This window comes from Streptomyces doebereineriae (assembly GCF_031845645.1).
Classification (GTDB): Bacteria; Actinomycetota; Actinomycetes; order Streptomycetales; family Streptomycetaceae; genus Streptomyces; species Streptomyces canus.
In genome coordinates this window covers 25,655-39,848 of sequence record NZ_JAVREZ010000028.1, presented here as the reverse complement: position 1 = coordinate 39,848, position 14,194 = coordinate 25,655, and the positions used below count along the sequence as shown (strand labels likewise).

General features: G+C 71.4%; 11 protein-coding genes. 6 read left to right on the top strand and 5 right to left on the bottom strand.

Going from position 1 to position 14,194, the window contains the following annotated elements; genetic code table 11:
• Positions 1-76: 76 nt before the first annotated feature.
• Genes RNB18_RS45925 through RNB18_RS45915 form a run of 3 tightly spaced genes read left to right on the top strand, consistent with a single transcriptional unit; the run spans position 77 to position 2,407 of the window.
• Positions 77-1,228 carry a lipid-transfer protein gene (locus tag RNB18_RS45925; RefSeq protein ID WP_311720109.1) on the top strand — a complete coding sequence of 384 codons (1,152 nt, stop codon included), beginning with the start codon at positions 77-79 and terminating at the stop codon, positions 1,226-1,228.
• Position 1,229: 1 nt separating this feature from the next.
• Positions 1,230-1,637, top strand: a complete 408-nt coding sequence (locus RNB18_RS45920) for a Zn-ribbon domain-containing OB-fold protein (protein WP_311720108.1) — start codon at positions 1,230-1,232, stop codon at positions 1,635-1,637.
• The gene (locus RNB18_RS45915; RefSeq protein ID WP_311720107.1) at positions 1,622-2,407 is read left to right on the top strand and encodes an enoyl-CoA hydratase/isomerase family protein; all 786 of its coding nucleotides are present in this window, start codon (positions 1,622-1,624) and stop codon (positions 2,405-2,407) included. The genes RNB18_RS45920 and RNB18_RS45915 overlap by 16 nt, the downstream gene beginning before the upstream one ends.
• Here RNB18_RS45915 and RNB18_RS45910 read toward each other — a convergent pair.
• The 3 genes from RNB18_RS45910 to RNB18_RS45900 form a co-directional block, all read right to left on the bottom strand.
• Positions 2,404-2,844 carry a hypothetical protein gene (locus RNB18_RS45910; protein WP_311720106.1) on the bottom strand — a complete coding sequence of 147 codons (441 nt, stop codon included), beginning with the start codon at positions 2,842-2,844 and terminating at the stop codon, positions 2,404-2,406. The two genes, RNB18_RS45915 and RNB18_RS45910, sit on opposite strands and share 4 nt — an antisense overlap.
• A 72-nt stretch (positions 2,845-2,916) precedes the next feature.
• Entirely contained in the window at positions 2,917-5,268 is a 2,352-nt protein-coding gene (locus RNB18_RS45905; protein ID WP_311720105.1) for an outer membrane protein assembly factor BamB family protein, read from the bottom strand.
• Between the two features lie 170 nt (positions 5,269-5,438).
• Entirely contained in the window at positions 5,439-6,191 is a 753-nt protein-coding gene (locus tag RNB18_RS45900; protein WP_311720104.1) for a VOC family protein, read from the bottom strand.
• A gap of 135 nt (positions 6,192-6,326) precedes the next feature.
• Here RNB18_RS45900 and RNB18_RS45895 point away from each other — a divergent pair, with 135 nt between their 5' ends.
• On the top strand, positions 6,327-6,962 hold the full coding sequence (locus RNB18_RS45895; protein WP_059206610.1) for a TetR family transcriptional regulator: 636 nt from the start codon (positions 6,327-6,329) through the stop codon (positions 6,960-6,962).
• Positions 6,963-7,035: 73 nt separating this feature from the next.
• Here the strand turns inward: RNB18_RS45895 and RNB18_RS45890 are convergent, their stop codons facing one another.
• Together RNB18_RS45890 and RNB18_RS45885 are read right to left on the bottom strand one after the other, a co-directional pair.
• Positions 7,036-7,506: a nitroreductase family deazaflavin-dependent oxidoreductase gene (locus RNB18_RS45890; protein ID WP_311720103.1), complete on the bottom strand. Its 471-nt coding sequence runs from the start codon at positions 7,504-7,506 to the stop codon at positions 7,036-7,038.
• The gene (locus RNB18_RS45885; protein WP_311720101.1) at positions 7,503-9,008 is read right to left on the bottom strand and encodes an acyl-CoA dehydrogenase family protein; all 1,506 of its coding nucleotides are present in this window, start codon (positions 9,006-9,008) and stop codon (positions 7,503-7,505) included. The genes RNB18_RS45890 and RNB18_RS45885 overlap by 4 nt, the downstream gene beginning before the upstream one ends.
• A gap of 81 nt (positions 9,009-9,089) precedes the next feature.
• Between RNB18_RS45885 and RNB18_RS45880 the strand changes: the two genes are divergently transcribed.
• A complete protein-coding gene (locus tag RNB18_RS45880; RefSeq protein ID WP_311720100.1) occupies positions 9,090-10,259 on the top strand; it encodes a thiolase C-terminal domain-containing protein in 1,170 nt (389 codons plus the stop codon).
• Positions 10,260-10,437: 178 nt separating this feature from the next.
• Entirely contained in the window at positions 10,438-14,112 is a 3,675-nt protein-coding gene (locus RNB18_RS45875; protein ID WP_311720099.1) for a S8 family serine peptidase, read from the top strand.
• The last annotated feature ends 82 nt before the right edge of the window (positions 14,113-14,194 follow it).

Here is a 14,194-nt window from a genome sequence, read left to right as displayed (position 1 = left end):
AGCTGACTACCCGTCAGATTAGCTGTAGCCTGACGGGCTGTCAGCAGGCCTCACAGCGTGCGGAGGTGCGTGCAGCGTGACCCTCAAGGACGCCACGGCGATCGTCGGTATCGGACGGACCCCCTTCGCCAAACGCCTCGCCGAGGACGAGAGAACCCTGGCCTGCCGGGCCGTTCTCGCCGCCCTCGACGACGCCGGGATCGCCCCCGGCGAGGTCGACGCCCTGGCCTCGTACACCATGGAGGAGACGGACGAGGTCGAGCTGGCCAAGGCCGTCGGCCTCGGCGACCTCACCTTCTTCAGCAAGGTCGGCTACGGCGGCGGCGGTTCGTGCGCGACGGTCGCGCATCTCGCGGCGGCGATAGCGAGCGGCCAGGCCACGGTCGGCGTCGCCTGGCGGTCCCGCAAGCGCGGCTCGGGCCCCCGCCCCTGGACCAACACCAGCGTCCAGCTGCCCACCCCGGCCCAGTGGACGAGACCCTTCGGACTGCTCCGCCCCGCCGACGAGATAGCCATGCTCACCCGCCGCTACCTGCACGAGTACGGGGCCACCCGCGACCACCTCTTCAACGTCGCCCTCGCCTGCCGCAACCGCGCCAACCAGAACCCCGCCGCGATCATGTACGACCGTCCCCTGACCCGCGAGATGTACATGTCCTCCCGCTGGATCAGCGAACCCCTCTGCCTCTTCGACAACTGCCTGGAGACGGACGGGGCGCTGGCCTGTGTGCTGGTCGGCCGGGAGCGCGCCCGCGACTGCCCGAACACCCCCGTCTACGTCCACTCCGCCGCCCAGGGCCTGCCCGCCCAGCACCACGGCATGGTCAACTACTGGAACGACGACCCGCTCACCGGCCCCGCCTGGACCGCCGCCCGGCACCTGTGGAAACACGCCGACTTCACCCCGCAGGACGTCGACGTGGCCCAGATCTACGACGCGTTCACCTCCCTCGTCCCGCTCTCCCTGGAGGGCTACGGGTTCTGCGGTCGCGGAGAGGGAGGTGCCTTCACGGAGGGCGGGGCCCTGGAGATCGGCGGACGGCTGCCGATCAACACCTCGGGCGGGGGACTGTCCGAGGCCTACGTGCACGGCTTCAACCTCATCGACGAGGGCGTACGGCAGCTGCGCGGGACCAGCACCGCCCAGGTACCGGACGCCACCACCTGCCTCGTCACCGCCGGCGAGGGCGTCCCCACCTCCGCCCTGCTGCTGACCAACAGGAGCTGACATGCTCGAACCGGTGAAGGACGCCACGGGCGCCCCCTTCTGGGAGTACGCCGCCCGGGGCGAACTGCGCGTCCAGGCCTGCGCCGACTGCGGGGAACTCCGCTTTCCGCCCCGGCCCTGCTGCCCGCACTGCCAGTCGTTCGCCGAGAAGTGGCGCCCGGTCTCCGGGCGCGGCCGCGTCTGGTCCTACGTCGTCCCCCACCCGCCCCTCCTGCCCGACTACGCGGCGCAGGCGCCGTACAACGTGGTCGTCGTCGAGCTGGAGGAGGCTCCTCGGATACGGCTGGTCGGGAACCTGGTCACCGTGGCCGGGGCCCCGCTGGACTCCCTCGATCCGGGCCGGATCCGGATCGGCGCCCGGGTGCACGTGGTGTTCGCCGACGGGCTTCCGCAGTGGGTGCTGTCGTGACCGGCCTGCGGGTCACCGCCGACAAGGACACCGGTGTCGCCGTCGTCACCCTCGACCGGCCGCACCGGCTGAACGCCATCGACCTCGGCATGCGGGACGAACTCGTCGCCACCTGGCAGCAGTTGCGTTTCGACGACTCCGTACGGGCCGTGGTCCTGACCGGTGCCGGGGAGCGGGCCTTCTGCACGGGACTGGACCGGGACGCCGAGGTTCCGCAGCCCAACTCCCCCTACATGACGGATGATCCGCTCCTCCACATCGGGCCGAAGTCCAACGACCTCTGGAAACCGGTCATCGCCGCCGTGAACGGGATGGCCTGCGGTGGCGCCTTCTACCTCCTGGGTGAGAGCGACTTCCTCGTCGCCGACCCGGCCGCCACCTTCTTCGACCCGCACACCACCTACGGGATGGTCAGCGCCTACGAGTCGGTGCTCATGGCGCAGGTCATGCCGCACGGGGAGGCCGCGCGGATGGCGCTGATGGGGACGGCGGAACGGCTCTCCGCCGAGCGCGCCCACGCCATCGGGCTCGTCACCGAACTCACGGCACCGGGCGGGGCGTTGGCCGCCGCGGCCGCTGCCGCCGAGGTCATCGCCGGGTATCCGCCGGAAGGGGTGCAGGGCACGGTCCGCGCGCTCTGGGCCGCCAAGGAGGCCGCCGTGAAGCAGGGCTTCGCCCAGGCCCCGCACCTCGTCTCGCTCGGGAACCTCCCCCTGGACCGCCAGGCCGAACTGTTCCGTTCCCGGCGGTCGGGATTCAGGTCGCGCTAGCGCGACACCACGTCGGCTTCCGGCTCGACCTGGCAGCGGTCGAGCTCCGCCAGGACGGCCTGGCCCGCCTTCACCTGGACGTTCGACGTGCCCCTCGCGGGCACCGAGATCTGCTTGGTCTGCGAGCTCAGCGACTTGCCTGCCGCGTCCACGAAGGCGAACTCGACCTCGAAGGTGGCCTGGCGGCTGTTCGGGTTGGTGACCTCGACCGTCGCGTAGGGAGTCGCCTTCGTCGCGCAGCTCACCACCAGCGCGGTGCCGTCCTGGAGGGTCGAGCTGCTGCGGGTGCTGGTGGAGCGGGGTGTATAGCTGTCGTGCTTCTGGCGGGAGCTGCTGCAGCCACCACCGCTGTCACTGTCGCTGTGGCTGCTCTTGTGCCGCCCGCTGCTCTTGTGGCCGCTGGAGAAGCCCGTCAGCGCGAGCACCACCGTCGCCATGACCGCCGTAAACCTGAGAACACGCCCCCGTGAATGCATGCCATCACTCTAACGGGGGCGTCCGCATCACGCTCAAGTGGCCCTGGCCGTCCCCGTCCCCTTCTCCGCGTCCAGCGCGTACACGCACCGGTCCTTGCTGCACGCGTACACGACCCCGTCCTTGACCACCGGCGACCCGGTGATCTCCCCACCGGTCGCGAGCTTCCAGCGCAGCCGGCCGTCGTCGGCCTTCAGGGTGTAGAGCAGATGGTCCGTGGACCCGAAGTGGATCCGCCCCTCGGCCACCGCGGGCGCCCCCACGATGTCCCCGCCCGCCTGGAACCGCCACTTCGGCGTACCGGTGACCGCGTCCAGCGTGTAGAGCCCCTTGCCGCTGCCCACATGGACATGTCCCCCGGCCACCAGCACCGGCTCGACCGACGCCCGGGCCTCGGTGGCGATGCGCCAGCGGTCGCGGCCGTCGGTCGCGTCGAGGGCGTACACCGTGCCGAGGTAGTCGGCGAGGTACACCCCGCCGCCCGTGACCGCGGCCCCCGGTACGAAGGTCGGCGGGCACAGGAAGACCGCCGGGGCCTCGAAGTGCCAGCGCACCCGTCCGCTCGCCACGTCGAGGGCCATGACGCGCGTCCCGGCCGAGATGTACACGAACCCGTCGTGGGCCTGGGCCACCCGGACCGGCACCCCGCCGCAGGAGGCCGCGTCGCCGATGGGGAACGCCCAGCGTTCCTCACCGGTGCGGGCGTCCAGAGCCCGCAGACGGCCCTCCTGCCAGATGTAGACCGTGCCCTCGTGGAGCGCGGGACCGGCCTCGGGGGACTCGAAGTCGGTCTGGCAGCCGGCCAGCTCCCAGAGCTTCTGTCCGGTGGCGGCCTCCCAGGCCTGTACGCCGCCACCGCGGGTCCCGGTGATCACCGTCCCGCGTTCAGCCTTGAGGGAGTACACCCACGCGTCCGTGTTCAGCCGCCACTGGTCGGCGCCCTCGCGGGCGTCGAGGGCGAAGAGCGTGGGGCCGTCGGAGGCGTGGATACGGCCGTCCGCGACCGCCATGGACCAGGCCACGTCCCGCGTCTTGAAGCGACGGCGGCCGGTGCCGACGTCGAGGGCGTGCACCTCGAAGGAGGTGACGTAGACGAGGTCCCCGGCGACGGCCGGGGTGCCCCACACGTCGTTCGACATGCGGAACCGCCAGGGCCGCCAGCCGCCCGAGTTCTCCGGGGGCGCGGGCGGGGGTGCCGGTACGGCGGGGCCCACGGCGGGCTCCGTGCCGTTGACGCCGGGGCGCGGCCGGGACCAGGTGGCGACCAGACCGGCCTCCGGCGGGGGCGCCTTCACGGCGGCGGCACGGGCGTCGGCGACGCGCGGTCCGGGCCCGATGGGCACCTGGGCACCGGCGAGGCGCACGGGGCCGGCGTCGGGGGCGCCGACGGGGACGGGAGCGGGCGGCGGCGGGTCGTAGGCGGGCGGCGGCGGTACGGCGGCGGGGCGGCCGCCTCCGCTGCGGGCACCGCCGGCCTGGGTGGGCACCGGGCGCCCGCCGCGCCGCGTCTCGATCAGGGCCACGGCCTTCTCGGGCAGCCACGCCGACGCCGTACCGCTGTCGTCGGAGCCGGAGCCGAAGAGGTGGGGTGCCAGCTGGGCCTGGAGGTCGGCCGGGTTGGGACGCCCCGTGGCCTCCATCTGCATACAGGACTCGATGAGCGGACGCAGCTCGTCCGGGAGGCCCTCGAGGTCGGGGCCCTCGCGCAGCAGCATGAAGACCGTCTCGACCGGGTTGGCGCCGTGGAAGGGCGGGTGACCGGTGGCGGCGAAGACCAGCATGGAACCGAGCGAGAAGACGTCGCTGGCGCCGGTGACGCTGCGGGAGTCCTTCGCCTGCTCGGGGGACATGTAGGCGGGGGTGCCGACGGCGACGTTCGTCATCGTCAAACGGGTGTTCGAGACGCCGGACGCGATACCGAAGTCGATCACCCGGGGGCCGTCCTCGACCACCAGGACGTTGGAGGGCTTGAGGTCACGGTGGACCAGCCCGGCGCCGTGGATGGACTGCAGCGCCTCCGCGACGCCCGCCGCGAGCCAGCGCACCGCCTGGGCCGGGAGCGGCCCGCAGTCGTTCACTATCTCTTCGAGGGAGGGCGCGGGGACGTACGCCGTGGCCAGCCACGGCACCGCCGCGCGCGGGTCGGCGTCGACCACGGCGGCCGTGTAGAAACCGGAGACCGCCCGGGCCGCCTCCACCTCACGGGTGAAGCGGACCCGGAAGAGCTGGTCCTCGGCGAGCTCCGTACGGACCGTCTTGATCGCCACCCGCCGGCCCGACGCCGAGCGCGCGAGATAGACCAGCCCCATGCCGCCGGCACCCAGCCGTCCCAGCACCTCGAACGGCCCGATCCTGCGCGGATCGTGCTGCGTCAGCTGATCCACCACTCTGCCTGCCACCTCCCCGTACAAGCCGCGCCACCCACATATGTACGCGACCCCGTGCAGCGTCTCACCACCGCACCGCCATGGCGGCACGCAACCCTGATTCTTCCTGGCCGGAGGCCTGGTGGCGAACCCGGGGTCAATTGGGGTGTCTCACCTCAAAGCGGAACCTTCTACCGCTCCGATCGCTCCAGAAGGGCGAACGACGCTCCCTGATTGTCGGTGACGACGGCCACTTTTCCGTACGACGTCTCGAATGGCGGCGCCTGGACCCGCCCGCCGAGCCGGCCGACCGTCCCGAGCGCGGCCTCGCAGTCCTCGACGCCGAAGTGCACGAGGAAGTGGGGCGGCATCTCGGCGGGGAACACGTCGGAGACCGGGGCGCGGCCGAAGTCGGGGTGGGCCTCCGGTCCGAAGAGTGCGTCGTGGAAGAGCCCGCCGTAGAAGGTGTTGGCGGCCTCGGTGTCCCGCGCGTACAGCTCGGCCCAGGCGAAGGTGCCGGGCTCGTGCCGCACACCGAACCCGGCGTGGCCGCCCGGCTCCCACAGGCCGAAGACGGCCCCCTCCGGATCGGTGACCAGCGCGGACGTACCCAGCTCCGCCACCGGCATGGGCGCGGTGACGACCTGTCCGCCGGCCGCCCAGATCCGGTCGGCAAGACCCTCGATGTCCGGGGTGGCGAAGTAGACCGTCCACACGGTGGGCATCCGGCCGTCCGTCTTGTGGGCGAGGGCGGCGACGGGGCGGCCCTTGTGGTGGGCCCACACGGAACCCCCGTGGACGTCCGGCCGGTCGTGGAAGGTCCAGCCGAAGAGCTCACCGTAGAACCGCTGTCCGGCGGCCACGTCGGGAAGCTGCGCGTCCACCCAGCAGGGGACGCCCTCGCCGTATCCCGTTCCGTCTGCGGATGCCCTGTTTTCGGCCATACCGTCAAAGTAACGGCGTCGCACGCACCCCGCAGGACCAGGCACACCCGTCTCCACGGCCCCGTGCACCCCATTTGCAGTCGGCCGAATCGCGCTCCGATCACCCCTCGGTAAGCTGACGGCATGACAGGACAAGTGCGTACCGTCGACGGCCGTGTGGCCGGTCGGCGTGGGCAGGCGACCCGGCAGAAGCTGCTCGACTGCCTCAGCGAGATGCTCAGCTCCTCCCCTTACCGGGACGTCAAGGTCATCGATGTCGCCCGGAAGGCGGGCACTTCACCCGCGACCTTTTACCAGTACTTCCCGGACGTCGAGGGCGCCGTCCTGGAGATCGCCGAGCAAATGGCCACCGAGGGCGGCCAGTTGACGCAGCTGCTCGAAGGCCGGTCGTGGGTCGGCAAGGCGGGATGGCAGACCGCGCAGGAACTCGTGGACGGATTCCTGGAGTTCTGGCGCAGGAACGACGCGATCCTGCGCGTGGTCGACCTCGGCGCCGCCGAGGGCGACAAACGCTTCTACAAGATCCGCATGAAGATCCTCAACTCGGTGAACAACTCCCTCGTGGACGCGGTCACCGAGCTCCAGTCCAAGGGCAAGGTCGACAAGGACGTCAACCCGGCCGCGGTCGCGGGTTCCCTCGTCGCGATGCTCGCGGCGGTGGCCTCGCACCAGAAGGGCTTCCAGACCTGGGGCGTCAAGCAGGCCGAACTCAAGCCGAACCTGGCGCTGTTGGTACACCTGGGCGTGACGGGCAAGAAGCCGACGAAATAGCGGCCCTCCTCGAGTCCTGTCTGGCAGGCGGCTGTTCACACGGGTGGACAGCCGCCTGTCGTGCGTCCGGTCATCACCTCCGGGTGATCCGGAAGAGCCGTATCTCCCGCTCGACCCGTGCCTGATAGGTGGCGTACGGCGGCCAGAACGCCAGCGCGGTCTTCCACACGGCCGCCCGCTCCTGTCCCGTCAGCAGCGCCGCCGTCACCTCGATGTCCTGCCCCTTCCAGCTGACCGAGGCCTTGGGGTGGGCGAGCAGGTTGGCGGTCCAGGCGGGGTGGCCGTCGCGGCCGAAGTTCGAGCCGATGAGGATCCAGCTACGGCCTTCGTCCTCGGGCATGCAGGCGAGCGGGGTCCGGCGGGACAGCCCGCTCCTCGCCCCCGTCGAGGTGAGCACGACACCGGGCAGCATCTGCGCGCTGAGCAGGTACTTCCCCCGCGTGATCCGGTGCACGGCCCGGTCCAGGGCCGGAATCACATGCGGCGCGACCTTGGCGAAGCCGCGCGTGGACGACACCTTCTGGACGATCCGCGCCCCGATCACACCGACACCTCCGCCCGCTCGAAGAGCCGCGCCGCGTCGGCGGCGTGCGCCCGCAGCCGGTGCGCGGGGCCGAAGAGCAGCTCGTCCGCGGTGGCGCGCTTGAAGTACAGCTGCGCCTCGTGCTCCCAGGTGAACCCGATGCCTCCGTGCAGCTGAATGCCCTCGGCGGCGGCGGTACGCAGGGCTTCGAGGGCCTGGGCGAGGGCGAGCCCACCGATCCGCCGCTCGTCGTGAACGGCGGCCCAGGCGGCGAAGTAGGCCGCGGAACGGGCCGCCTGAAGCTGGACGTACACATCGGCGAGCCGGTGCTTCACGGCCTGGAAGGACCCGACCGGCCGGCCGAACTGCTCCCGCTGCTTGACGTATTCGACGGTCATCTCCAGCACACGGTCGGCGGCCCCGACGGCTTCACAGGCGAGGACGCCGGCGGCGGAGTCCCCCGTGCGGGCGAGGACCCCCAGGACATCGGCCCCGTCGTCGTCCCCGAGCAACTCCGCTTCGACGTCCCGCAGTTGGACGCGGGCCTGCGGGCGGGTGGCGTCGAGGGCGCGCTGCCGGGTGCGCACGAGCCCGGGGGCGTCACCGGGGACGAGGAAGAGGAGGGTACGGGACCGGGCGAACCCGCCGGCGTGGGCGGCCACGAGCAGGAGGTCGGCGCTGTGGCCGTCGAGGACTTGATCGACCTGACCGTAGAGCCGCCATCGGTCGGCGCACGGCCCTGACACGTCGGCCGGCGGTTGCTGCGCCGCGGTCCTCGGCTGCTGCGCCGCCGTCTGCGGCTGCTGCGCCGCGGGGGCGGTCGAGCGTCCCGCCGGGGCGGTGCCCGGCGCGCCGGGGGTGGTGCCCGCCAGGGGCGCGGCCGTCCGTCGCTCCACCGCTGCTGCGGCCGACCGTCCCGCCGAGGCGGCTCCCGAACCCCCTGGAGCGGCCCCCGCCAACGGCCCGGCCGTCCGTCCCGCCTGGGCGGATCCCAGCTCCTCGGAGGCGGTTCCCGCCAGGGGCCGGCCGGGGGCGGCACCCCCGCCCGCCCCGGGAACAGGCCGAGCCTGCACCCCGCCCGCACGTCCGCCTCCCGCCCAGTCGTCCCGGTTGTCACCGGTCAGGGCGAGGGCCGTACCTGGTGGCACGGCCAGGGCTGCCGTCAAAGTGCCCGCCGCGATGCGCGGCAGCAGGTCCGCGCGCTGGGCGTCCGTCCCCAGGGCCAGCACCAGCGGGGCCACCAGAACCGCCGTGCTCAGCAACGGCGTGGCCGCCAGCACCCGCCCCGTCTCCTCGCAGGCCAGCGCCAGTTCCGTCACCGAGCACCCCACACCGCCGTACGCCTCGGGAAGCGCCAGCCCCGGCAGTCCCAGCTGTTTCGCGAGGGCCGTCCACAGCGCCGGGTCGTAGCCGGCCGGGGTGTCGACCGCACGCCTCGACTCCTCGGGCCCGCAACGCCTCCGCAGCAGTTCCCGCAAGGCACGCCGGATCTCGTCCTGTTCGGCGGTGAAGCGAGCGTCCATGGCTCTTCCTCTTCCCTCCGGATCTGACGGTCCGTCATATTAGGAGCGCCCGCACCAGATGCCCAGAGGCAGGAGGCCCTCATGCCCCCCGGGAGCCGGAAAGTCGCGATCACCGGCGTGGCCCTGGCCGACTGCGGCCGCGTGGACGACACGACCCCCTACGCCCTGCACGCCCAGGCCGCCCGCCGCGCCCTGGCCGACGCCGGACTGGACCGCTCGCTGGTCGACGGCCTCGCCTCGGCCGGCACCGGCACCCTCGCCCCCGTAGAGATCGCCGAGTACCTGGGCCTGCGCCCCACCTGGGTCGACTCGACCTCGGTCGGCGGTTCCACCTGGGAGGTCATGGCGGCGCACGCGGCCGACGCGATCGCCGCCGGACACGCGAACGCGGTCCTGCTGGTCTACGGCTCCACGGCCCGCGCCGACATCAGGGCGGGCCGCCGCACCGGCACCCTCTCCTTCGGCGCCCGCGGCCCGCTCCAGTTCGAGGTGCCCTACGGTCACACCCTGATCGCCAAGTACGCGATGGCGGCCCGCCGCCACATGATCGAACACGGCACGACCATCGAGCAGTTGGCGCAGATCGCGGTCCAGGCCCGCGCCAACGCCGCCCTCAACCCCGAGGCGATGTTCCGCGACCCGATCACCGTCGACGACGTCCTGTCCGGCCCGATGATCGCGGACCCCTTCACCAAGCTGCACTGCTGCATCCGCTCCGACGGCGGCGCGGCGGTGCTGCTCGCGGCCGAGGAATACGTACGGGACTGCCGTACCGCTCCCGTCTGGGTGCTCGGCACCGGGGAGTACGTCTCGCACGTCAGCATGTCCGAGTGGCCCGACTTCACGGTGTCCCCGGCGGCGGTGAGCGGACGGCTGGCCTTCGAGCGGGCGGGCGTACGCCCCGAGGAGATCGAACTCGCCCAGATCTACGACGCGTTCACCTACATGACGCTGGTGACGCTGGAGGACCTCGGCTTCTGCGCCAAGGGCGAGGGCGGTGCTTTCGTGGAGAAGGGACGGCTGAAGGTCGAGGGCGGGGACCTGCCGGTGAACACGGACGGCGGTGGACTGTCCGCCCAGCACCCGGGCATGCGCGGGCTGTTCCTGCTCGTGGAGGCCGTACGGCAGTTGCGCGGGGAGGCGGGCGCACGGCAGGTGCGGCGCCCGGACGGGTCGGCGCCGGGGCTGGCGGTGGCGTCCGGGACGGGGGGCTGGTTCTGTTCGTCGGGGACGGTGGTGCTGGGGCGTTAGGGTCCGTCTTCGTGCAACTCCCCGACGAGTTCCGCCAATTACCGTGACCGAAGGGGGCATTGGCACTCCTCGGCCACAGGATTCCCTTGAGCCGCTTTCCGCGCAGCGCTCACTCTGATCACTGGCTTCCGCTCACCAGGCCGGAAGCGTCGTCAGTGTTCAGGGGAGGACGCCACCCATGCGAAGACACCACGCCTTCTGGGCCGTGGCAGGAGCGGCCGGACTGCTCACGGGCGCGATCACGCCCGCCGCGGCCGGTTCCGGATCGCAGGTCACCGCACCGGAATCCACGCCCGTGCGGAGCGGCGCCGGGACCGGTGCGACGAGTACGCAGACCGTCACCCTCATCACCGGTGACACCGTGTCCCTCAGCGCCGGACCGGACGGCAAGTACGCCGTCGACGTCCAGCGCGGCAAGGGCCGCGAGGCCGCCACCTTCCTGTCCAGCGAGAAGGACGGCGAGGTCAGTGTCCTACCGTCGGACGCGATCCCGCTCGTGAACGCGGGCCGTCTCGACCCGGCCCTCTTCAACGTCACCCAGCTGGTGAACCAGGGGTACGCCGACGCGAAGACCGGCGACACCCCGGTGATCGCGACGTACACGAAGGGCAACGCGACCCCCGAAGGCGCTCGCCGGATACTCAAGCTGCCCACGATCGACGGCGCCTCGCTCAGCGCGGAGAAGTCGACCGCGTTCTGGACGGACATCGCCCCCGCGCTCGGCACCGAACCGGCCACGAAGGCCGCACGGCAGCTCGGCGAGGGGATCGACAAGATCTGGCTCGACGGCAAGGTCGAGGCGTCCCTCGACGTCAGCGTGCCGCAGATCGGCGCGCCCGAGGTGTGGAAGTCGGGCTACGACGGCAAGGGCGTCAAGGTCGCCGTCCTGGACACGGGCGTGGACGCCGGTCACCCGGATCTCGCGGGGAGGATCGCCGAGTCGACGAGCTTCGTGCCGGGCCAGGCGGTGCAGGACGGCCACGGTCACGGCACCCATGTGGCGTCCACGATCGTCGGCTCGGGCGCGGCCTCGGACGGCAGGCGCAAGGGCGCGGCGCCGGGCGCGGAGCTGCTGGTCGGCAAGGTGCTGGGCAACGACGGCCGCGGCCAGGACTCCTGGATCATCGCGGGCATGGAGTGGGCCGCGCACTCCGGCGCGAAGATCGTGTCGATGTCGTTGGGCGGTGACGCGTCCGGCCCCTCGGACGTGCTGAGTGAGACCGTCGACGAGCTGTCCGCGTCCACCGGCACCCTCTTCGTGATCGCGGCGGGCAACTCCGGCCCGTCCGAGCAGACCGTGGGCACTCCGGGCATCGCCGATTCGGCGCTGACGGTGGGCGCCGTGGACAAGTCCGACAAGCTGGCCTCGTTCTCGAGCCGGGGCCCGCGCATCGGCGACTCCGCGGTCAAGCCGGAGATCACCGCACCGGGTGCGGCCATCACGGCGGCCCGCGCGGCCGGCACCACCATGGGCACGCCGGTCGACGACTACTACACGACATCGAGCGGTACGTCGATGGCCACCCCGCATGTCGCGGGCGCCGCGGCGCTGGTCGCGCAGGCCCATCCGGACTGGACGGGACAGCAGATCAAGCAGGCGCTGGCGACCACCGCGAAGACGAACACCGTCAACTCCGTGTTCGAGCAGGGCGACGGCCGGGTCGACGCCGTACGGGCGGTCGACCAGGGCGTCTTCGCGACACCGACCCTGAGCTTCGGCAAGTACGAGGAGACCGACGCCGAAGTCGACAACAAGGACGTCACCTACACCAACACCACCGACAAAGCGGTGGAGTTGAAGGTCGCCTCGTCCCTCCCCGGTGCCACCGTGAACGTGGACACCGTGACCGTCCCGGCGAAGGGCACCGCCACCGTCAAGGTCACGGTCGACCCGGCCGCGGAGGCGACGGGCCGGTACACGGGCCACATCACCGCGAGCGCCGACGGCGTCCAGGTCACCACCGCCATCGGCTTCGAGAAGCTGGCCAAGACGTACGACCTGAAGCTGTCGCTGGTGGGCAGGGACGGCAAGCCGTCCACCTCGGCGTCGATCTTCACGCTGCAGGAACTGAACGGCGCCTACGAAACCTACGGGTACCTCGGCAGCGGCTACACCTTCAAGGTGCCGGCCGGTACGTACTCCACGGCGTCCTGGATCTCGCAGCGGGACGCGGCCGGACTGGAGGTCGGCACCTCGGTCGTCGGCGATCCGCAGATCAAGGTCGACAAGGACACCGAGGTCGTCCTCGACGCCCGCACGGCGGTCGAGATCAAGCCGAAGACCAAGGAGGACTCCGAGTTCCAGGGCTTCAGCACCACCTGGCACCGAGAGGGCCCGGGCAGCAACTGGGGCCTGACCTACAGCCAGGGCTGGTGGACCGACCACGTCTACGTGGCGCCCACCGAGAAGGTCACCGAGGGCACGCTGGAGTTCTCCTCGAAGTTCCGTCTGTACGCCAAGGAGCTGACGGCGAGCGTCACCAGCCCCGAGAAGTACGCGCTGCCCCTCGACTACGCGCAGACGTCCAGCGGGTTCCCGGTGAAGTTCAGCGGTGCCCGCACGGTCCGTGCGGTGGACGCGGGCAGCGGCAGCGCGGCCGACTTCGACGGGCTCGACGTCAAGGGCAAGGTGGCGGTCGTCCGAGTGGCCGCCGGTGAGACGGCCGACGAGGCACTGGCCAACGCGACCGCTGCCGGGGCCGGTTACGTCCTCGCCTACCACGAGACGCCCGGGTACTGGATCTCCTGGGTGAAGAGCGCGACCATCCCGCTGATGACCGCCACCGGCGAGGACGGCGCGAAGCTCGGGGCCCTGCTGAAGAGCGGGAAGAAGGTCAGGCTGAAGCTGGACGGCACCGCGGTCAGCCCGTACGTGTACAGCGTGATGTTCACGCAGACAGGCGCCGTCTCGGACCAGCAGACGTACCACCTGAACAGCTCCAACACGGTGAAGCAGACGGTTCGCTACCACGGGGGCAAGGCCGGTCAGGTCGGCAAGGACGCCGTGTACAGGTTCCGTCCCGGGCAGAAGACCGACATCGCGACCACCAACAACGTGCGGCTCGGCACGGAGCGCACCGAGTACTACAACGTCTCCGACAACCGGATCTGGCACGCCGTCTACCCCGACACGAAGGCGAACAGGCCGCAGTGGGATTCCCTGCAGACCTTCGACAAAGCGGGCAGGCTGCCCGCCGAGGACTGGCTGCGCCCGGTCGTCCGCCCGGCGACCGTCGAGCAGTACGCCCTCTCCCAGCGCACCGGCGACAAACTCACCTTCGGCGTCCCGGAGTTGAGCGACTCCACACCGGGTCACTACGGGTCGGTGGACAACCTCCAGGACACCGCGAAGGGCACGCTGTACGCGAACGGACAACTGGTCGGCGACACCGCGCTCGGCGGAATCGGCACCTTCGACGTCCCGGCGGCGAAGGCCTCGTACCGCCTCGTGCTCGACGCCCGGCGCACGGCCGACTGGGCCGCGTACTCCACCGGCACCCACACCGAGTGGTCCTTCGCCTCGGCGCACACGGACCAGCGGACGGCGCTGCCGCTGCTCTCGGTCGACTTTGACGTGGACGGGCTCGACCTCCTGGGCCGTGTCGACCGCAAGCACAAGTCGGAGCTCGGACTCTCCGTACGGAATCAGTCGGGCAGCGTCACGGCCGGCGACCTGAAGGCGTGGGTCTCCTACGACGACGCCACGTCCTGGAAGGAGGTGAAGGTGAAACGCGGCGAGCTGGAGCTCAAGCACCCGAAGGGCGCCACGTTCGTGTCGCTGCGTGTGCGGGCCGCCGACCGGAACGGCAACGCGGTCGACCAGACCGTGCTGCGGGCGTTCGGCCTGAAGTAGACGGACGGACGTGGATGGCCTGAAGGAGACGGCCTGAAGTGAACGGCGTCCCAGGCCGGGACAAACGGCCTTAACAAAGATC